At 70.7% G+C, this 20,530-nt stretch carries 16 protein-coding genes; 7 read left to right on the plus strand and 9 right to left on the minus strand.

Annotated elements, in window-relative coordinates:
- Positions 1–469: 469 nt before the first annotated feature.
- The 3 genes from ACIRP2_RS18190 (at position 470) to ACIRP2_RS18200 (ending at position 4,240) form a co-directional block, all read left to right on the plus strand.
- Positions 470–1,966 carry a molybdopterin molybdotransferase MoeA gene (locus ACIRP2_RS18190; RefSeq protein WP_404251349.1) on the plus strand — a complete coding sequence of 499 codons (1,497 nt, stop codon included), beginning with the start codon at positions 470–472 and terminating at the stop codon, positions 1,964–1,966.
- Positions 1,924–3,060, plus strand: coding sequence for a potassium channel family protein (locus ACIRP2_RS18195; RefSeq protein WP_404251351.1), 1,137 nt, complete (start codon positions 1,924–1,926; stop codon positions 3,058–3,060). The genes ACIRP2_RS18190 and ACIRP2_RS18195 overlap by 43 nt, the downstream gene beginning before the upstream one ends.
- Positions 3,061–3,253: 193 nt before the next feature.
- Positions 3,254–4,240: an NAD(P)H-quinone oxidoreductase gene (locus ACIRP2_RS18200; RefSeq protein WP_404251353.1), complete on the plus strand. Its 987-nt coding sequence runs from the start codon at positions 3,254–3,256 to the stop codon at positions 4,238–4,240.
- 166 nt (positions 4,241–4,406) lie between these two features.
- On the opposite strand, the gene ACIRP2_RS18205 is transcribed toward ACIRP2_RS18200, so the two are convergent.
- The 6 genes from ACIRP2_RS18205 to ACIRP2_RS18230 form a co-directional block, all read right to left on the minus strand.
- Positions 4,407–4,955, minus strand: coding sequence for a bacterial proteasome activator family protein (locus tag ACIRP2_RS18205; RefSeq protein ID WP_351071932.1), 549 nt, complete (start codon positions 4,953–4,955; stop codon positions 4,407–4,409).
- 119 nt (positions 4,956–5,074) lie between these two features.
- A complete protein-coding gene (locus tag ACIRP2_RS18210; RefSeq protein ID WP_404251356.1) occupies positions 5,075–7,927 on the minus strand; it encodes an FtsX-like permease family protein in 2,853 nt (950 codons plus the stop codon).
- The gene (locus ACIRP2_RS18215) at positions 7,924–8,697 is read right to left on the minus strand and encodes an ABC transporter ATP-binding protein (RefSeq protein WP_404251358.1); all 774 of its coding nucleotides are present in this window, start codon (positions 8,695–8,697) and stop codon (positions 7,924–7,926) included. Before ACIRP2_RS18215 ends, ACIRP2_RS18210 begins: the two co-directional genes overlap by 4 nt.
- 136 nt (positions 8,698–8,833) lie before the next feature.
- Positions 8,834–9,463: a PadR family transcriptional regulator gene (locus ACIRP2_RS18220; RefSeq protein WP_404251360.1), complete on the minus strand. Its 630-nt coding sequence runs from the start codon at positions 9,461–9,463 to the stop codon at positions 8,834–8,836.
- 83 nt (positions 9,464–9,546) lie between these two features.
- Positions 9,547–9,777 (minus strand): hypothetical protein, encoded by a 231-nt coding sequence (locus ACIRP2_RS18225; protein WP_404251362.1) that lies wholly within the window; start codon positions 9,775–9,777, stop codon positions 9,547–9,549.
- Between the two features lie 728 nt (positions 9,778–10,505).
- Positions 10,506–12,149, minus strand: coding sequence for a protein kinase (locus ACIRP2_RS18230; RefSeq protein ID WP_404251364.1), 1,644 nt, complete (start codon positions 12,147–12,149; stop codon positions 10,506–10,508).
- Positions 12,150–12,443: 294 nt separating this feature from the next.
- Here ACIRP2_RS18230 and ACIRP2_RS18235 point away from each other — a divergent pair, with 294 nt between their 5' ends.
- Positions 12,444–14,063 carry a protein kinase gene (locus ACIRP2_RS18235; protein WP_404251366.1) on the plus strand — a complete coding sequence of 540 codons (1,620 nt, stop codon included), beginning with the start codon at positions 12,444–12,446 and terminating at the stop codon, positions 14,061–14,063.
- A 42-nt stretch (positions 14,064–14,105) separates the two neighbouring features.
- Here the strand turns inward: ACIRP2_RS18235 and ACIRP2_RS18240 are convergent, their stop codons facing one another.
- The 3 genes from ACIRP2_RS18240 to ACIRP2_RS18250 all read right to left on the minus strand — a co-directional run bounded on the left by ACIRP2_RS18240 (position 14,106) and on the right by ACIRP2_RS18250 (position 16,551).
- Positions 14,106–15,098, minus strand: coding sequence for a phosphotransferase (locus ACIRP2_RS18240; protein ID WP_404251938.1), 993 nt, complete (start codon positions 15,096–15,098; stop codon positions 14,106–14,108).
- 126 nt (positions 15,099–15,224) lie between these two features.
- Positions 15,225–15,653, minus strand: a complete 429-nt coding sequence (locus ACIRP2_RS18245) for a pyridoxamine 5'-phosphate oxidase family protein (protein ID WP_404251368.1) — start codon at positions 15,651–15,653, stop codon at positions 15,225–15,227.
- A gap of 238 nt (positions 15,654–15,891) precedes the next feature.
- Positions 15,892–16,551 carry a response regulator gene (locus tag ACIRP2_RS18250; protein ID WP_376276609.1) on the minus strand — a complete coding sequence of 220 codons (660 nt, stop codon included), beginning with the start codon at positions 16,549–16,551 and terminating at the stop codon, positions 15,892–15,894.
- A 340-nt stretch (positions 16,552–16,891) separates the two neighbouring features.
- Between ACIRP2_RS18250 and pdhA the strand changes: the two genes are divergently transcribed.
- From pdhA to ACIRP2_RS18265, 3 genes are read left to right on the plus strand one after another with little or no spacing between them, the layout of a single operon-like run.
- The gene (gene pdhA / locus ACIRP2_RS18255) at positions 16,892–18,109 is read left to right on the plus strand and encodes a pyruvate dehydrogenase (acetyl-transferring) E1 component subunit alpha (RefSeq protein ID WP_404251370.1); all 1,218 of its coding nucleotides are present in this window, start codon (positions 16,892–16,894) and stop codon (positions 18,107–18,109) included.
- A 2-nt stretch (positions 18,110–18,111) separates the two neighbouring features.
- Complete coding sequence (locus ACIRP2_RS18260) at positions 18,112–19,092, plus strand: alpha-ketoacid dehydrogenase subunit beta (protein WP_376209159.1); 981 nt, start codon at positions 18,112–18,114, stop codon at positions 19,090–19,092.
- A 10-nt stretch (positions 19,093–19,102) separates the two neighbouring features.
- Positions 19,103–20,518, plus strand: coding sequence for a dihydrolipoamide acetyltransferase family protein (locus ACIRP2_RS18265; protein WP_404251373.1), 1,416 nt, complete (start codon positions 19,103–19,105; stop codon positions 20,516–20,518).
- The last annotated feature ends 12 nt before the right edge of the window (positions 20,519–20,530 follow it).

Below are 20,530 nucleotides of genomic sequence, written 5' to 3' on the forward strand. Positions count from 1 at the left end.
GGCCGATCGCGAGTCGGAGCCCGGCGACAGTTCCTTGGCGGCCGATCCCTTCTCGACGGGCGGTCCGTTCGCGCAGGCCGCTCTCTTTTCGGCGGGTGGGGTGCCTTCGGAGGGTGGGGTGTCTTCGGGGAGCGACCGGTTTCCGGCCGCAGCTACGTCTTCGGCGGGCGGTTCGTCCTCGGCGGGCGGCTCGCCCTCAGGAGGCGGGCGCTCTCCGTCGGCGGATCGGGGACCGACCCCGGAGGAACTGCGGGCTGCCGAGGAGGAACGGGCCGTCGAACAGGCGCTCGCCCTGGTCGGGCGCCGGGCGCCGGGCGATTCCTGTTCCACAGGGCGATCTCACCCTGCGGATCAGTCCCACCTCGCCGGCCGGCCTCGGCCGGCGGACGAGTCCCACTGCGCGGACTCCCGGTCGTCGGAGCAGCCGTGTTCTTCGGGGCGATCCCGCGCACCGGGGCGGCCGCATTCCATGGACCCGACCCGGCCCGCGGAGGAGGGTGCGGGCGCAGCCGCGGTCCCGCCTCCGAACCAGGGGGCCGACCGGCCCCGCGGACGTGAGCGGCACAGCCGGGCGACGCCCTGGCAAGCGGCCCGCGTCCTGGCCGCACGTTCGGGCCGCGACGTCCCCGTCCGCGCCCGGCGGATCCCCCTCGATCAGGCAATCGGACGCGTACTGGCCGAGCCGCTCATGGCACTCACCGACCTGCCGTCCTTCGACACCTCCGCCATGGACGGCTGGGTCGTCACCGGGCCGGGGCCGTGGACCATCCGCGAGTTCGACGAGCCCAGGGGTGAAGAGGGAGCCGGGAACAGCGAGGGAGCCGGTGACGGGGCGGAAGTCCGGGGCAAGGAGGGAGTCCGCGATGCGGGGGCCGGTTCGCGCCCCGGTCAAGGTCTCGGCATCCTCGCCGGACATGGTGCCCCCGCCGTGCTCCCCGACGGGGATGCCGTACGGATCGCCACCGGCGCGCGCATCCCGGCGGACGCCAATGCCGTGATCCGCAGCGAACACGCTCACGTGGACGGGGCCAAAGGGCTGCTCCACGCGAAACATCAGGTGCTCCCCGGGCAGGACATCAGGCCGCGTGGTCAGGAATGCCGTTCCGGAGATCAACTTCTGCCCGCCGGAACCCTGGTGACGCCCGCTGTCCTCGGTCTGGCCGCCGCTGCCGGGTACGACGAGTTGCTCGCTGTCCCCCGCCCTCGCGTCGAGGTCCTCGTACTCGGTGACGAACTGCTGACCAGCGGTCTGCCGCACGAAGGGCTGATCCGTGACGCGCTCGGCCCGATGATCGGTCCCTGGCTGTGTGCGCTGGGCGCCGAGGTCTCCGCGCCGCAGCGCCTCGGTGACGACGTGAACGCCCTCCGGCGGGCTCTCACCACGTCCGGCGCCGATCTGGTCGTCACCACCGGCGGCACGGCATCGGGACCTGTCGACCACGTCCACCCGGTCCTTGCCGAGATCGGAGCCGAGTTGCTGGTCGACGGAGTTGCGGTCCGCCCCGGCCATCCGATGCTGCTGGCCCGGCTCAAGACGAAGGACTCCGACGCGGGCCCGTATCTCGTCGGGCTGCCCGGCAACCCCCTGGCCGCCGTGTCCGGGCTCCTCACACTTGCCGAACCGCTACTCCGCGGGCTGACCGGACGGGCACTGGAGACGTCGCACCGGGTCGTCGTGCGCGACGAGGTGCACGGACACCCGCACGACACCCGTCTGGTGCCCGTCGTCCACCGAGCGGGCAGGGCGACTGCCGGCGCCGATGGCTTCGGCAGCACGGGAACCGACAGCGGCGCCGAGCATGTCGTACCGCTGCATTACAACGGTCCGGCGATGCTCCGAGGGGTCGCGGCGGCGGACGGGCTGGCCGTCGTACCACCTGGCGGGGTACGGTCCGGCACCGAGGTGGAGATCCTCGACCTACCGTGGGCCTCGGCGACGCCGTGGACGGAAGGGTGTTTCACGTGAAACTTCCCGGTCACGACGCGATGGCCAGGCGTGCCGACGAGTATGTCGCGCCCACGCGGGTGCAGCTCCCGCGCAGGGTCGTCCAGGGACCGGCGCGGCAGGTGGCCAAGCGACTGTTGATGGCCCTGATGGTGCTTGCCGTCACCGTGCTGATCGTCTGGCTCGACCGTGGCGGATATCACGACGCCGCAGACGGCAACGTCGATCTGCTGGACGCGGTGTACTACGCGACGGTCACCCTCTCCACCACCGGCTACGGCGACATCACTCCGTACGGGGACGTCGCCAGGCTCACCAATGTGGTGCTCATTACACCGCTGCGGGTGCTCTTCCTGATCATCCTCGTCGGCACCACTCTTGAGGTCCTTACGGAGCGGACCCGCGAGGACTTTCGGCTGAAGCGTTGGAGAACCAACTTGCGTGACCACACCGTTGTCGTCGGCTTCGGCACGAAGGGACGTTCGGCGATCCAGACTCTGCGCGCCACCGGCCTGAGGAAGGAACAGATCGTCATCGTCGACCCGGCGACCAAGGTGATCGAGATCGCCAATGCCGAGGGGTTCGTGGGAGTGGTCGGCGACGCGACCCGCAGCGAGGTGCTGCTGCGGGCCGAGCTCCAGAAGGCACGGCAGATCATCATCGCCACTCAGCGCGATGACACGGCGGTGCTGGTGGCTCTGACAGCGCGACAGCTCAACCGCGGCGCGAAGATCGTCGCCGCGGTGCGCGAGGAGGAGAACGCTCCGTTGCTGCGGCAGTCCGGAGCCGACGCCGTGATCACCAGCGCCAGCGCGGCGGGCCGACTGCTCGGCCTCTCCGTTCTCAGCCCCAGCGCGGGGACGGTGATGGAGGACCTGATTCAGCAGGGCAGCGGTCTCGATCTCGTCGAACGGCCGGTGATAAAGGCCGAGGTGGGCAAGAGCGTCCGGGAGACCGACGATCTCGTGGTCAGCGTGCTGCGCGGACATCGGCTGCTCGGCTACGACGACCCGGCTGCCAGCCCACTGCAGTTGACGGACCGTTTGATCACCATCGTGCGCGCCTCGAACGAGTCACCGCCGAGCAACCCGGTTATGGGGGGCCCGCTCCCGTAGCGGTGTCGCTCCGGCTCGGTTCGCCTCCGTCGGCACGACCCTTCGCTCCTTGGAGTGGACTCACGGCGTTCCGGCGTCCCGGGCATGGCGTTCCGGCGCCGCGGCCTCCCGGCCTGCCGCCGGCCCCCACGGACCTCCGGCCGACCGCCGTGACACCGTCGTCCGGCCCGCGTCACGGAGTAGCCTCGCCGCCATGTATGCGATCACGATCCCCGAACCCGGCGGCCCCGAGGCGCTCGTATGGGCCGAGGTGCCCGATCCGGTAGCCGGCGAGGGCGAGGTCCTCATCGATGTCGTGTCCAGCGCGGTCAACCGCGCCGACGTGCTGCAGCGGCAGGGGTTCTACAACCCGCCGCCCGGCGCGTCCCCGTACCCGGGCCTGGAGTGCGCGGGCCACATCTCCGCGGTCGGGCCCGGTGTCACCGGCTGGTCGGTCGGCGACGAGGTGTGTGCGCTGCTCGCCGGCGGCGGTTACGCGGAGAAGGTCGCCGTACCCGCCGGACAGCTGTTGCCCGTACCTGCCGGTGTCGACCTGACCTCGGCCGCCGCGCTGCCCGAGGTGACGGCCACCGTCTGGTCGAACGTGTTCATGGTGGCTCATCTCCGGCCCGGCGAGACGCTGTTGGTGCACGGGGGGTCCAGCGGCATCGGCACCATGGCGATCCAGCTCGCCAAGGCTGTGGGCGCAACCGTCGCGGTGACCGCAGGTGGGCCGGAGAAGCTCGCGCGCTGTGCGGAACTCGGGGCCGACGTCCTGATCGACTACCGGGAACAGGACTTCGTCGAGGAGGTGCGCAAGGCGACGGACGGGGCCGGTGCGGATGTCATCCTCGACATCGTCGGCGCGAAGTACCTGGACCGGAATGTGAAGTCGCTCGCCGTCAATGGCCGGCTGGCCATCATCGGCCTCCAGGGCGGAGTCAAGGGCGAGCTGAACCTGAGTGCTCTGCTGAACAAGCGGGCCGCCATCACCGCGACCTCGCTGCGGGGGCGCCCGCTCGTCGAGAAGGCCGCCATCGTGGCCGCCGTACGCGAGCACGTCTGGCCATTGATCGCCGACGGCGTGGTCCGGCCGATCGTGGACCGTACGCTGCCGATGGCCGACGCCGCCGAGGCCCACCGGGTGCTGGAGTCCAGCGCGCACGTCGGAAAGGTGCTGCTGCGCAGGCCCGCGGGCTGACGCGCGCCTCGCCGAACACACGTAACGGGCCCGGCACACAGGTCGTCGACCATGTGTGCCGGGCCCTGGAGCCTCTCGTTCGGGTCACGCCGGGCTCGCGTGCCGAACGAAAGGCCCTCGGTGTCGCCATGTGATCGAGATGTACGTACCGATGGCGACGTACGGACTAGAGATACGGGCCGGTCCTGATGGCCCCGTGCTGGTCCCCGCTGCCGTCCTCGTCCTCGTGGCCGCTCCCCGGCGGAAGGGCGCGCCGCATCTGCTCCAGCTGTGCCCGCGCCGCCATCTGCTGGGCGAACAACGCCGTCTGGATGCCGTGGAAGAGGCCCTCCAGCCAGCCCACCAACTGGGCCTGCGCGATCCTGAGTTCCGCCTCGGACGGCACCGACTCCTCGGTGAACGGCAGGGAGAGCCGCTCCAACTCCTCCACCAGCTCCGGCGCGAGGCCGTCCTCCAGCTCCTTCACGGAACTCGCGTGGATCTCCTTGAGCCTGACCCGGCTCGCCTCGTCGAGAGGAGCCGCCCTGACCTCCTCCAGGAGCTGCTTGATCATGCTGCCGATGCGCATGACCTTCGCGGGCTGTTCGACCATCTCCGTCACCGGGACCTCACGCGATTCGTCGTCAGTGCCACCGCCGCCGATCGCCATGCCGTCCTGCCCCACCACGAGGACTTGGGGGTGCTCCTGCGACCGTTCATTCCTCGGCATCTCCATGGCGTCATTGTCTCGCACACCTGCTGTACGACACGGTGGTGCCCCCGCAAACGGTTGATCCACCGTTCGCAGGGGCACCGAATCAGCCGATCAGGCCGTTCACCGCACCGCCCTCGCGCTCATCCGGCCCGCCGCGCGAGCACCAGGCGTGACCGTGTGAACGCCGCCGCGAGCACCCCGGCCAGCAGCGGAATGCCCAGAACGAGCAGACCGATGGTCGCCCAGGGCAGCACGATCGGCGTGTACGCCGACTGTGTGGGATCTATCCGCATCGCCTTCAGGGCTTCCCGCAGGTCGACGAGGCGCAGCGCCACCGCCGGCACCAGGCCGGCCAGTGTGCCGAGCACCACACCTGTGAGCGCCACCACCAGGCACTGGAAGCCGGACAGCTTCCGTCGCACGCCCGCAGGCGCGCCCACCGCGCTGAGGGTGTTCAGATCGGCCTCCGCGTCCGCCTTGGCGAGGCCCGTCGTGATCGCGGCCGCGCCGAGCGTCACCACGCCGGCGAACAGGGTCAGGATCAGCAGTGCGGTGTTGTCCTGGCGACCGAAGCCGTTCTCGGACTTCACCCAGAGGCCGCCACCTGCCTGCTCGATCGCTCCGTCGGTCCGCTGTGCCTCGGCATTCGTCGGCGTGTGGGCGACGGCGTACACGCTTCCGCCCGCCTCGGTGTGCAGGCCGAGCCGTTCCGCGGTCTGTCGCGGCAGGATCATGTTGATCCCGGGGGTGGCGGCGTACTTCGCGGGTGCCACGTACACCTTCAGCCTGTCCGTGGTGGTCCGTGCCCTCTCCGGGTGCGGCTTCCCGTTCTGCTTGTCCTCCTTGCTGTAGCGGTGGACCGCCTTGATGGTGACCTCGCCGTTCTTCGCGAACACCTTGTTGAGCAGTACCGGTGTGCCCGCCGCCAGTGCCTTGGCGGCCGCAGGGTCGTGGAGCTTCACATAGGTGCCGAGCATGGCCTCGTCCGCCACGACGATGCTGCTCATGTCGGTGTTGAAGATGCCCGAGGACATGTGCTCGGTGAGGCAGGCGGGGGAACGCATCAGTTTCTTGTGCTCGTCGGCGGTGAGTCGCGCGGCGAGCGCCTTGGCGCCCTCACCGGTGAGTGGGCAGACGTGGGCCTTGCCGGTGGGCCTGACCATTTCGAGCGAGCCGCAGTTGTTCTCCTCCTCGCTGTAGAGGCTGCAGTCGCTGCCCGCCCAGACCCGTCGGAAGTCGGCGCGCCCGCCGGTGACGGCCATGTTCTGTTCGACGGCGGCCCGTGCCTGGGGGAGCCGGGCGGAGGACTCGGCGGAGGACGAGGAGAGGAGGACGGTTCCCTCGTTCAGGGAGGGGGTGTAGTTGAACGCGTGCTCGGCCGTGGAGCTGGCCATGTACGTGGCGATGCCCACCGAACCCGCGACGGCCGCCATGACCGCGGCGACGGCGGGAGCGGTGCGGCCGCGGTTGCGGGCCGCGTCGCGCAGCGCCATCCGGGGCGTGAGGGGCAGCCTCCTGCCGAGCCTCCCGAGGAGGCCGACGATCACCGGGATGCAGCCGAGCAGTCCGAGTTCGGCGACCATCGAGCCCCCGGCGACCAGTGTCGAGTTCCCGCTGGTGCCGCCGTAGAGGGCGATCGCGGCACCGAGCGCCAGCACGCAGGCGCCCAGGACGGGCAGCACGCGCGAGGAACGGCGGACACCTCTGCGGCCGGTCAGCGATTCCAGTACCGACTGCCGACTCGCCACGATCGCCGGGGCGAACGCCGCCAACAAGCCGGTGATCAGGCCGATCGCGGCGATGACCAGCAACTCCAGCGGCGCAATCGTCAGGGAGCCGAACCGGTGTCCGGCCCAGTTCTCGATCACGGGCTGGAAAGCCGCGGTGAGCCCGAGGCCGAGCACGACACCCGTCACCGCTCCGATGCCGCCGAGCACCAGACCGCCACCGAGCACCACGGCCCTGACATGGCGCCGGTCTCCGCCGCAGGTGCCGAGGAGACCGAGCTGGCGGCGGGAACGGCGCGCACCGACGGCGAAGGCCGGCCCGGCGAGCAGCACGATCTCCAGGACCGCCATGGCGATCACGGTGATGAGTGCCGTGCTGAGCTCTCCGGAGCCCCCGTCGGCGATCTGCGGGTTCCTGGACATCAGCGGGACCTCGGAGTCCGGCGGCGGGTCGAGGGCGACCTGCCGGGACGTGACGAGCACGCCCGACTTGTTGGCCTCCATGACGTGCGGCCAGGTCACACCCACCCCTGCGGGGCCTTTGACCAGCCAGTCCGTGGACCCGGCGTTCGGCGGAAGCGCCTTCTTGTCGTGCTCGGCCCTCGCCTTCCACGGAGCTATGACCGCACCGGGGTCCGCGTAGAGCGCCTCGGTCTTCAGCTCGCCGGGCAGCTCGACAGCGCCGGTGATGGTGTACGTCCGGCCGGAGTTGCGCACGGTGGTGGTCGAGCCGACGTGCAGCCCGGTCGCCTCCAGGAACGGCTCGGTGGCGGCCATCTCGCCCTTGCCGTGCGGGTAGGCGCCGCGCACGAGGTCGATCTTGCCGCGCGCCATCGCGTCCGACGTCCGGAACTCGACGATGTCGGTGTTCGTGACGCCGTACCGGGTGGTGACACTCGCCGGGACGGACTGGATGCTGATCGCCCGCGAACCCTTGGGGAATGTCGTGCTGATGTCGAGCGGTTCGCGGTTCTCCACGGACGGTGCGTCGTCCACGCCCATGTAGATGTTGCTCACCGCCCCATCGGGGAGTTGCTCGATGGGCCCCATCGTCTCGTCGCTGAACAGCGCGTCGGCGGATCCCATTTCGCTGGTCAGCTTCTCGGCGACGGACGGATTCTCGCTGCGGTACGTCACATCGAGGGCTGTGACGCCGAGTACCGGTATCGCGATCATCGCGACCACCAGTGCGCTGCGGCCCTTGGCGCGCATCGCGTCGCGCCTGGCCATGCGGAGGGAGGCGCGCCAGCCCGTGAAGACGCTCACTCGGCGCCCTCGGCGGCCAGCAACGAGTCGGCGTCGGCGAGGAGAGTCTGGTCGACGAGTGATCCGTCCCGGAGGAAGACGACCCGGTCCGCCCAGGCCGCGTACCGCGGCTCGTGCGTCACCATGACACCGGCCGCACCCTGGTCGCAGCGCTTGCGCAGCAGCGCGAGCACGGCCTCGCCGGTCTCCGAGTCGAGCGCCCCGGTCGGCTCGTCGGCGAGCACGAGGCGCCGGTCCCCCACCAGCGCGCGGGCGATGGCGACGCGTTGCTGCTGGCCGCCGGACATCTCGTCCGGGAACCGGTCGGCGATCTCCAGGAGCCTCATCTCCTCCAGCGCCGCCCGCGCCTCCTTGCGGGCCGTGCGCACGGAGACGCCGTCGAGTTCGCGCGGCAGGGCGATGTTCTCGGCGGCGGTGAGTGCCGGGATCAGGTTGTAGTCCTGGAAGACGTAGCCGATGCTGCGGCGGCGCAGGGCGGCGACGCCCTTGCGGCCGAGGCCGGAGATGTCCTGGCCCTCGATGACGACCTGGCCGCTGGTCGCGGTGTCGAGACCGCCCGCGATGGTCAGCAGGGTGGACTTGCCGGAGCCGGAAGGGCCCATCACGGCGACCAGCTCACCGGTGTGCACGGAGAGGTCGATGCCGCGCAGGGCGTGCACCTCGGCGATGCCGGTGCCGTGGGTGCGGGTGAGTGCCCGGAGTTCGAGCACCGGTGTGCCCGCGGCCGGCGGTGGGCCGGACGCGGATCGGGACGGGGCGCGCGAGGACATGGTGGTGGTTCCCCCCTTGGAACGGGTTGTGGGGCCGACGCCGGGGCACCGGGGCGGTCCGACGTCGGACGGGGCACGTACGCAGTGGTCCGTCGTGGTGGCGGAAGCCGGGGTGCGTACGCGCGGTGGTGTGTGGTCAGCGTCGGCCGCGCGGGCGGGCGGCGCGGGCAGGAGTGCGGGCGCCCGGGGTGCGCCCGGTCGCGCGTACCTCGGGCTCCGGCTCCGTGGCGGCGGCCTCGGCGAGGCGGATCAGCCGGGACTCGCAGTGGTCCAGCCAGCGGGCCTCGGCCTCCGCCTGGAAGATCAGCTGTTCGAGCACGAGCAGCCAGGCGACCTCGTCGCGGTTGGCGGGCGCATCGGTGAGCGCCTGTGCCTTCAGGCGTGTGTAGTCCTGCATCGCCTTCACGGTGTGGCGGCGCTGGGACTGGATGACGGCGCGGATGTCCACGCCGGGGGCGCCGACCGCCATGGCGAGCTTGATGGCCAGCTCGTCGCGCGGCGGACTGTTGCGGTCGACGGGCGTCTCGAACCAGCTCCGCAGTTCGGTACGGCCGTCCTCGGTGATGGCGTAGAGGGCGTGCCCCTGGTCGTCCTCGTCGTCCTGGACGACCAGGCCGTCGCGCTCCAGCCGACTCAGTGTCGTGTACACCTGGCCGACGTTGAGCGGCCAGGTGGAGCCGGTGCGCGACTCGAATTCGGTACGGAGCTGGGAGCCGTATCTGGGTCCCCGCTCCATCAGGGCCAGCAGCCCGTGGCGGATCGACATACTGAGTATGTATACCGAGTATGTTGGTGGACGCAAGTTCCTTCCGGAGCGTGTGCGCGCTGCTGGGGAGGGGGTGAGGGGTCTCAGTTCGTGCGACGCAGGCGGAGCGCCAGGAAGCCGAGCCCCAGTCCTATCAGTGCGATTCCGGCGCCCAGCGATACGTGCTGGACCTGTCGTGCGACGGGGCGGTCGAGGGCCTGGGGTGCGAGCCGGCCGGCTGCGGGGGATGTGTTCGCCGCCGGTGTCACGGCGGGCTCCGGCCCGGGATCGCTCGCCGCGGGCCGTGCGTCGGGCTCGTCGGTGGAACTGTCCACGTGTGCGAGGTCCTGCGGCGCGAGCGGCCGTCCGGGGCGCGGTCTTCCTTCGGCGGCCTCGCGCCCGGCGAGCGGAGGCTGGGCGTCGGGGGGCGCCGACCCTTCGGCAGCCGAGGCACCGGGGGAGGCGGACGCGCCGGAGGGGGCGGAGGAGGCGGAGGGGGCGGAGGAGGCGGAGGAGGCAGGGGTGGACGGATCGGCGGAGGCGGACGGGGAAGGAGAAGGGGGCCGAGAAGCGGACGGGGAGGGCGCCGGGGGTGCGGGGGCGGCCGAAATGCCGCCCGTGGATATCGCCGAGGGTTCGGCCGAAGGGGTGGCGGAGGGAGTGGCGGAGGGGGCGGCCGGAGCATCGGCTGACGGCTCGACACCGGAGGGTGTGGGGCGGGCGGAAGATATGTCCGGCGCGGCCGGGGGCGGCGGCGTCATCGAGGCGCTGACCGGTCCCGGTGCCCTGCCGGGCGAGCGCTGTTGGGCGTGCGCCTCACCCGGGGCGGCCCCCAGTGCGGCGCCCGCCGAGAATATGAGACCGACCACGCACCTCGTGGGCCGAGAAGGGAGAAGTCCTGGAGCCATGACGGCAGCGTCACATGTGACGATATGTCCGGCATCTCGGGTGTAAGGCGCCCTCCTGGGCTCGCGGCGCATTCCTTGGGCTCGCCCCGATCACGGCTCGCGTCGATCCCGCAGGGCCGCCGCCCGCGTGCCCGTACCTCCGTGCGTGCGCCCGCTCAGGCGGGGTCGCCCGTCGCCACACGCAGCTCGAAATGGGCGCCCGTCTTGTCGACGGCCGTTCCGGAGGTCGGGAACTGGTCGATGACCTGGTCCTCCGCGTACGCGTTCCCCGGCACCTTGATCTTCTTGACACTCCAGCCCGCCGCATCCGCGCAGGCCTTCGCGGAGAGGAAGTCCTTGTACAGGAACTTCGGCGCGTCCACCTTCTCCGGGTCGCTCGCGTCCTCCAACGGGTCCGTGCAGTCCTCGGTCCTCATCGTCCGGTTCCGCTCAGGATCCTTGTGCTCGCTCGCGGCCGGCGACTCGTTCGCGGAGGAGCCGCCCGAGGGCGAGTCCTCCTTCAGCGAGAGGACCGTGATCAGGCCCCCGATCGCGATCAGCGCGACCACGATCGAGCCGACGATCACCGGCATGTTCCGCTTGGAGTCGCCACCGCCCGAGCCGCCATGGGTCTGTGTTCCGGGCGCGACCGTGTACGGCGGTGGGGTCTGGTGCTGCATCGGCGACATCGGGGTCTGGCCCTGGTACGCCGGAGCCGACTGCGGATATCCGTACGACGGAGCCGGTGCGGGGGCCGGGGTCGGCGCACCGTACGGTCCCGACTGGTACGGGCCCGGCTGGTACGGCGTCTGGACGTTCTGCGGCGCCGGGGCGGACTGGTCGACCGGCGGGAAGACCGCCGAGCCGACGCCCGAACCGCTGTTCGACGGCGCGCCGCCACCGGCGACGATCACCGGGGCACCGGTCTGGCCGCCCGCGCCCAGCACGCGCGCGATCTCGTCCTGCATCGCCGCGGCGCTGGGGAAGCGCTCGTTCGGGTTCTTCCTCAGCGCGCGGGCCACGAGCGCGTCCATCGCCGGGGTGATCGACCGGTTGATGGTGGAGGGCGCGACCGGCTCCTCCTGGACATGCGCGTACGCGATGGCGAGCGGCGAGTCCGCGTCGAACGGGATGCGCCCGGTCAGCAGCTGGAACAGCATGATGCCGACCGAGTACAGGTCGGAGCGCGCGTCCACCCCGCGGCCCAGGGCCTGCTCGGGGGAGAGGTACTGCGGGGTGCCGACGACCATGCCGGTCTGCGTCATCGACGTGACGCCCGACTGCATGGCACGGGCGATGCCGAAGTCCATGACCTTCACGACGCCGCGCTTGGTCACCATCACGTTGCCGGGCTTGATGTCGCGGTGGACCAGCCCCATCTCGTGGCTGGTGTCCAGGGCGGCCAGCACGTCGGCCGTCACCTTGAGCGCCTTGTCGGCCGGCATCGCGCCGTAGCTCTGGATGTCCGCCTGGAGCACCGAGCCGAGCGGCTGCCCCTCCACGTACTCCATGACGATGTACGGCATCAGCGCGCCGCCGAGCTCGTCCTCACCGGTGTCGAAGACCGAGACGATGTTGGTGTGCTGCAGCTTGGCGACGGCCTGCGCCTCGCGCCGGAACCGCTCGCGGAAGGACTGCTCGCGTCCCAGCTCCGTGTGCAGTGTCTTGATCGCGACCTGGCGGTCCAGTGCGGAGTCGTATGCCAGGTATACGGATGCCATCCCGCCTTCGCCGAGCAGGTCGCGCAGCTGGTACCGGCCGCCGGCGACCGAACCGCCGGCATAGCGCCCCTGAGCGCCGTGTGCGCCGTCCTGGCTCATGACTTGCTTCCCCCTCGGCGCGCGACTGACGCGGTGATCCCTATTACGCGCCAAGTCTGCCCGAGGGGTACGACACGTCAAGCCAGGTGCCCGTTCCGTGACCCTACGCACAAGAAGCGTCTCGGAAGCGTTACAGGAAGCGCATGGAATTTGCGCGCGCGGCACGCCGGCCGATTGGATGGCCCGTCCCTCTCGGAAACGGTGTGTCCGGCGGAGGCTGTAGCGTGACGTGGCAATGCAGCTAGACACCGTGAGAACCCGCGGACGCGCGGACAGATACGACGGCGAGGACTGATGGCACCCGATTCCGAAGCAAACGGCGGCGGAGTTTCGGATGGCACCGACTCCTGGGGCATCGGCGGCGTCGTCGGTGACGGGCGCTACCGGATGACCCACCGGCTCGGCCGGGGCGGCATGGCGGAGGTCTTCGCGGCCGAGGACGTCAGGCTGGGACGGACGGTCGCGGTCAAGCTCCTGCGTTCCGATCTCGCCGAGGACCCGGTCTCCAAGGCCCGGTTCACGCGCGAGGCACAGTCGGTCGCCGGCCTCAACCACCACGCGATCGTCGCCGTGTACGACTCCGGCGAGGACGTCGTGGGCGGCCAGACCGTCCCCTACATCGTGATGGAGCTCGTCGAGGGCCATACCATCCGCGATCTGCTCCTCAATGCCGAGGCCCCGCCGCCCGAGCAGGCGCTGATCATCGTCTCGGGCGTCCTGGAAGCCCTCGCGTACTCGCACCAGCACGGCATCGTGCACCGTGACATCAAGCCCGCCAACGTGATCATCACGAACTCGGGTGCGGTCAAGGTGATGGACTTCGGCATCGCCCGTGCGCTGCACGGCGCGCAGTCGACGATGACGCAGACCGGCATGGTCATGGGCACGCCGCAGTACCTCTCCCCGGAGCAGGCGCTGGGCAAGGCCGTCGACCATCGCTCCGACCTCTACGCCACCGGCTGTCTGCTGTACGAACTTCTCGCGCTGCGGCCCCCGTTCACGGGTGAGACACCGCTCTCCGTCGTGTACCAGCACGTACAGGACATTCCGGTTCCGCCGTCCGACGTGCTGGAGGCGGCTCCGCCGGAGCTGGACGGGCTGGTCATGCGCTCGCTCGCGAAGGACGCGGACGACCGGTTCCAGAGTGCCGAGGAGATGCGCGGGCTCGTCCAGTACAGCCTGCAGATGCTTCAGGTGCAGGGTGGCCACACCGGGACGTGGAACACCGGCCCGGTGGCGATGCACGAAGGCGGACACACCCCGCCCATGGGCGTCGGCGGAGCCACGATGGCGATGGGGCACCCGCCGCACGGGGACACCTCGCAGGGCCCGATCCTGCCGCCGATGAACCCGGACGACGGTGGTTACGAGGGCGGACAGCAGGGCGGCGGCCGGGGCAAGATGTGGCTCTTCGTCGTGCTCGCGCTGATCGCGATCGGGGCCGGCGTCGCCATCGCCGTCAACGCGGCGGGCAGCGACAGCAACCGGCACGAGAAGAAGCCCGCGGAGACGTCCAGCTCGTCGTCGCCGGAGAGTTCCCCCTCGCCGAGCGACGAGGAGACCGAGCAGAGCCAGCAGCCGGAGAACTCCACCGGCAACCAGCAGAACACGCCGCCGCGGCACTCCTACTCCCCGTCGCACACCCCGAGCCAGCCGGCCGAGCCGCCGCCGACCGAGCCGTCGACACCGGCCACGGGCGGCACGTCCGACGGGGGTACGGGCACGACCGACGGAGGTACCGGTACGACCGACGGCGGGACGGGCACGACCGACGGAGGCACCGGTACGACCGACGGCGGCACCGGGACCCCCGGCGGCACGGGCACGACCGAGGGCAGCCCCGGTGGCGAGGCCGCCGGGACCACCACCGGTACGTCCTCGGGGACCGGCACCGTGATGGGCACCACCCCGTAACCGGTGTTCCGTGCCCCGTGCGGCGGACCGCACGGGGCGGGCTCACCCCGTGAACGCCTCGCACACCGCCTGGTACTCGCGCGTCCACCAGACCGCCAGGGCCGACACCGCAGGGAACTGCGGGTCGGCCCTTCGGTCGTCCAGGCAGTACCGCCAGCGCAGTATCCAGAAGTCGTTGAGCCGTTCCCACCACACCCGGTGCACCGCCGCGGCGAGTTCCGCCGCCCCCGCCCCGGCCACCCGCCGGTAGGCCCCCGCGTACGCCCGTACCTTCTCCAGCTCCAGCTTCCCGGCCGGCTGGACGAAGAAGATCGCCGCTGCCCGCACCGCCTCCTCCGCCCGCGGTTGGACGCCGAGCCGGTCCCAGTCGAGGATCGCGACCGGGTCCGTGCCCCGGTAGAGGACGTTCAGCGGGTGGAAGTCGCCGTGCACCCAGCCGGTGGCCGGGACGTCGGGGGTGGGAGGCCTGCGGTCGGCGTGCTGTTCCAGCAGGGTGCGCCGTTCCAGGAGGCGGTGTTCGGCCAGTTCGTCGAAGGAGTCCCGGGGGCGGCGCCCGCGCGCGGCCGCCAGCAGGTCCTCGATCAGCGCGAAGGTGTCGACGGGGTCGGCGCTCCGGTGTCCGCCGGGCCGCCCGGCAGGCCCCGAGCCCGTCTCCATGACCTGTTCGAGACCGGTGTGCACGGCGCCGAGCAGTGCTCCGAGCCGCTGCGACTGGGCGGTGGTGAGCTGGGCGCCGACCCGGTGCAGCCCGTCCACCCAGGGGTGCAGGGCGTAGCACCGGCCACCGATCTCCGTGACCGTGCCGCCCTCGGTGTCCTCCAGCGGCGGGGCGACGGGCACGCCGAGTGACTGCAGCCGCTGGGTGGCGCGGTGCTGGCGGACGATCGTGGCGCGGTCGCCGGTGGAGTCGTCGAGGTGGTGCTTGAGGAAGTAGGAGCCGCGGGTGGTGGAGACGCGGTAGCCGTGGTTGAGCAATCCCTGGGTCACGGGCTTGCAGGTGAGGGGCGTACCGGCGTCCGGATAGCGGCGCAGCACCTCGTCCACCGGAGGAACGGGCGGCCGGGGCACGGAGGAGCGGGGCACGGGCGGGCACAGCACCTCGCCGGCCGGTGGAGCAGACGGAAGGGTTACAGATGAGCGCGGCACTCGCCAGATGTTAGATCACGCTGCGTTGCCGATCGGCTGACTTGCGTGGAAGCCCAGAGTGTGCACGGAGACGAAGTGCGGGTCGACCCCGAGGAACGCGGGGGTGAAGGGCTCCCCGTTGACCCTGGTGGGGGCGATGCCGAAGCGGCCTTGCTGTTCGGCGGTCGGGTGCACGATCTCGGCGGGGCCGGTGAACTGTACGGACCACAGTTCGCCGTCGTCCCCCGAGGGTGCGGCGTTGAAGTTGTCCGCCCCGTACGCCACGACCGTGCCGTCGCAGGCGTCGTGGTAACCGAGGCCGCCGTGCATCCGCAGGACGACACGGCCGTCGACCACGATGTGGCGGGCCACCGCCAGTATCGGGAGGGCCCGCATGCTCGTCGCCAGCCGGCCGTAGGGGACACGGCCGAGCAGTTCGAGCGCGTGGAGTTGCTCAGAGGGCATGCCGTCCACTCTCCGTCACCGGAGGGGCTGTAGAAAGAGGCCGCGGCCCCAGGCGGTACGGGACCAAAGTCCCGAAGGTCACTCACCGCGGAGCGCGGCTGCCCCGCCCACGTCCGGGCCCGCCCGGTTCGCGACGTCCGGTCCCCGCCGGGGCCCTTCCCGACTTGCCGGGGTGCGCGGTCTCCGGCCCGGTCACCGGTGGCGTCCGGGCCGGACAGGTCCGACCGTCGTGCGCGGCTCAGCGCTTCTCCGCCTGCAGCCTGGCGACGTACGCGGCGGCCTGCGAGCGCCGTTCCATGCCCAGCTTGGAGAGCAGGCTGGAGACATAATTCTTGATCGTCTTCTCGGCGAGATGCAGCCGCTCGCCGATCACCCGGTTCGTCAGCCCCTCGCCGATCAGATCGAGGATCTTGCGCTCCTGATCGGTGAGGCTCGCGAGCTTGTCGTCGCCGCGGCCCTTCTTGCCGTCGCGCAGCCGTTCCAGCACCCGGGCGGTCGCGACCGGGTCCAGCAGGGACTTCCCGGCCGCCACGTCCCGTACCGCGTTCAGCAGTTCGTTGCCGCGGATCGCCTTCAGCACATACCCCGAGGCGCCCGCCATGATCGCGTCGAAGAGCGCCTCGTCATCGGCGTACGAGGTCAGCATCAGGCATTTGATGCTGTCGTCCTGGGAACGGATCTCCCGGCAGACCTCCACCCCGCTCCCGTCCGGCAGCCGTACGTCGAGCACCGCCACATCGGGCCGGGTCGCGGGAATGCGGACCAGCGCGTCGGCCGCCGTGCCGGCCTCGCCGACGACTTCGATGTCGGGCTCCACCGAGAGCAATTCATGGACCCCGCGTCGGACGACTTCGTGGTCGTCCAGCAGAAAAACAGTGATTTTTCCTTGTTCGCGCACAAAACGCAGTCTCACACACTCGCCTCTTCCCTGCCGCCGAACGGCGGGATAACGTGCCGTTGTTCCGGCGGCCTGCGAGGCTGTTCCCAGTGCTGTGACCAGCGAGAGTTCCCGACTTTTTCGATTTACTTGGAAATCCAAGCAAAATCGCAGGTCAGATAGGGTTTCGCAGTTAAGCGGCGTACTGGGTAACGTGCTTTTGGCAGGGCGCTCGCCGGGGCACCTGTCACGCCTGTTTCCGGACCGAGCGGCACCCACCCCGTGCACGGGTACGGCCACAGGCGAGCCGCACTGGCTTCCCGGCAGACCCCGGGGGCCGGACCGACGGAGGAGCACGCACGTGACCGTGGAGAGCACTGCCGCGAGCAAACCGCGACGCAGCAGTAAGCGGACCAGCGCCGTTAAGACAGCCGCTAAGACGTCCGCCAAGACGCCGGCCAGGACGTCCGCGAAGACGTCCGCCAGGACGCCACAGAGTTCCGAGCCCGAGCTCGTACAGCTGCTGACGCCCGAGGGCGAGCGCGTGGAGCACCCGGACTACCGGATCGACCTGACCGACGAGGAGCTGCGCGGTCTGTACCGGGACATGGTCCTGACCCGCCGCTTCGACGCCGAGGCCACCGCCCTGCAGCGCCAGGGCGAGCTGGGCCTGTGGGCCTCGCTGCTCGGCCAGGAGGCCGCCCAGATCGGCTCCGGCCGGGCCCTGCGTGACGACGACTACGTCTTCCCGACGTACCGCGAGCACGGCGTCGCCTGGTGCCGCGGGGTCGATCCGACCAATCTGCTCGGAATGTTCCGCGGTGTGAACCACGGTGGATGGGACCCCAACAGCAACAACTTCCACCTGTACACGATCGTCATCGGCTCGCAGACCCTGCACGCCACCGGCTACGCCATGGGCGTCGCCAAGGACGGCGCGGACTCGGCCGTGATCGCGTACTTCGGCGACGGTGCCTCCAGCCAGGGAGACGTCGCCGAGTCCTTCACCTTCTCCGCGGTCTACAACGCCCCGGTCGTCTTCTTCTGCCAGAACAACCAGTGGGCGATCTCCGAGCCGACCGAGAAGCAGACCCGCGTCCCGCTCTACCAGCGCGCGCAGGGCTTCGGCTTCCCCGGTGTACGGGTCGACGGCAACGACGTGCTCGCCTGCCTGGCCGTCACCAGGTCGGCGCTGGAGCGGGCCCGCCGGGGGGAAGGGCCCACGCTCGTCGAGGCCTTCACCTACCGCATGGGCGCGCACACCACCTCCGACGACCCCACGAAGTACCGGGCGGACGAGGAGCGCGCAGCATGGGAGGCCAAGGACCCGATCCTGCGGCTGCGTACGTACCTGGAGAAGCAGGGCGCCGCCGACGAGGCGTTCTTCACCGCGCTGGAGGAGGAGAGCGAGGCCCTCGGCAAGCGGGTGCGTGAGGCGGTGCGGGCGATGCCCGATCCGGACCGGATGGCGATCTTCGACCACGTCTACGCCGACGGGAATCCGCTCGTCGACGAGGAGCGCGCCCAGTTCGCCGCGTACCAGGCATCGTTCGCGGACTCCGCCGAGGAAGGCAAGTAGCCATGGCCATGGAAAAGATGTCCATTGCGAAGGCGCTCAACGAGTCGTTGCGCAAGGCCCTCGACACCGACCCCAAGGTCCTCATCATGGGTGAGGACGTCGGCAAGCTGGGCGGTGTCTTCCGGATCACCGACGGACTCCAGAAGGACTTCGGCGAGGACCGGGTGATCGACACCCCGCTCGCCGAGTCCGGCATCGTCGGCACCGCGATCGGCCTGGCCCTGCGCGGCTACCGGCCCGTCGTGGAGATCCAGTTCGACGGCTTCGTCTTCCCCGCGTACGACCAGATCGTCACGCAGCTCGCCAAGATGCACGCGCGGGCGCTCGGCAAGATCAAGCTGCCGGTCGTCGTGCGGATCCCGTACGGCGGCGGCATCGGCGCCGTCGAGCACCACAGCGAGTCCCCCGAAGCCCTGTTCGCGCACGTCGCGGGCCTGAAGGTGGTCTCGCCCTCGAACGCGAGCGACGCCTACTGGATGATGCAGCAGGCCGTCCAGAGCGACGACCCGGTCATCTTCTTCGAGCCGAAGCGCCGCTACTGGGACAAGGGAGAGGTCGAGACCGACTCCATTCCCGGCCCGCTGCACAGGGCCACGGTGGCGCGTACCGGCTCCGACCTCACGCTCGTCGCCTACGGCCCGATGGTGAAGGTCTGCCTGGAAGCGGCCGCGGCCGCCCAGGAGGAGGGCAAGTCGATCGAGGTGCTGGACCTGCGGTCCATGTCCCCGATCGACTTCGACACCATCCAGACCTCGGTCGAGAAGACCGGCCGGCTCGTGGTGGTCCACGAGGCACCGGTGTTCTACGGCTCCGGGGCCGAGATCGCCGCCCGGATCACCGAGCGCTGCTTCTACCACCTGGAAGCACCGGTGCTGAGGGTCGGCGGCTACCACGCCCCGTACCCGCCGGCGCGGCTGGAGGACGAGTACCTGCCGGGTCTCGACCGTGTGCTCGACGCCGTCGACCGCGCGCTGGCGTACTGAGGACTGGGGCGTGACAACGATGACCGACACTTCCAACGCTGCTCGCTTCCGTGAGTTCAAGATGCCCGACGTGGGCGAGGGACTGACCGAGGCCGAGATCCTCAAGTGGTACGTCCAGCCCGGCGACACCGTCACCGACGGCCAGGTCGTGTGCGAGGTCGAGACGGCCAAGGCGGCCGTGGAGCTGCCGATCCCGTTCGACGGGGTGGTGCACGAGCTGCGCTTCCCCGAGGGCACGACCGTGGACGTCGGCCAGGTGATCATCGCGGTGGACGTGGCACCGGGCAGCGGTGACGCCGCTCCGGCCGCCGTGCCCGCCCCGGCCGCGGAGCCGGAACCGGAGGCTCCCAAGGGCCGTCAGCCCGTCCTGGTGGGATACGGCGTGGCCGAGACCTCCACGAAGCGGCGCGCCCGCAAGGGCACCGGGGCGGCGGTTCCGGCCGCGGCGGCGGCCGTCCAGGGAGAGCTGAACGGGCACGGACCCGTGGCCGTTCAGAGGAGCCGGCCGCTGGCGAAGCCGCCGGTGCGCAAGCTGGCCAAGGACCTGGGCATCGACCTGGCGACGGTCGTGCCGACCGGTGAGGGCGGCATCATCACCCGCGCGGACGTGCACGCGGCGGCCACGCCCGTACCGGCCCAGGCCCAGGCCCAGGCCGTGGCCCCGGTCGAGGCGGAGCCCACCGTGCCCTCGGCCCCCGAGGCGCCGGCTCCCGTCGTCGCGGGTGCGCGGGAGACCCGTGTCCCGGTCAAGGGCGTACGGAAGGCCATCGCCCAGGCGATGGTCGACAGCGCCTTCACCGCGCCGCACGTCACGGAGTTCGTGACCGTCGACGTGACGCGCACGATGAAGCTGGTGGCGGAGCTCAAGGAGGACAAGGAGATGGCGGGGGTCCGGGTCAACCCGCTCCTGATCATCGCCAAGGCGCTCCTGGTCGCGATCAGGCGCAATCCGGACGTCAACTCCGCCTGGGACGAGGCGAACCAGGAGATCGTGCGCAAGCACTACGTCAACCTGGGCATCGCCGCCGCCACCCCGCGCGGTCTGATCGTGCCGAACATCAAGGACGCGCACGACAAGACCCTGCCGGAACTCGCCGCGGCACTGGGCGAGCTGGTCTCCACGGCACGTGAGGGCAGGACGTCCCCCGCGGCCATGGCGGGTGGCACGGTGACCATCACCAACGTCGGTGTCTTCGGCGTCGACACGGGTACGCCGATCCTGAACCCGGGCGAGTCGGCGATCCTCGCCGTCGGTGCGATCAAGCTCCAGCCGTGGGTGCACAAGGGCAAGGTGAAGCCGCGGCAGGTCACCACGCTGGCCCTGTCGTTCGACCACCGTCTGGTCGACGGCGAGCTCGGCTCCAAGGTTCTGGCGGATGTCGCCGCGATCCTGGAACAGCCGAAGCGGCTGATCACCTGGGCCTGACGGCCCGACCGT

This window comes from Streptomyces sp. NPDC101194 (genome assembly GCF_044767885.1).
In the GTDB taxonomy this organism is placed as follows: Bacteria; Actinomycetota; Actinomycetes; order Streptomycetales; family Streptomycetaceae; genus Streptomyces.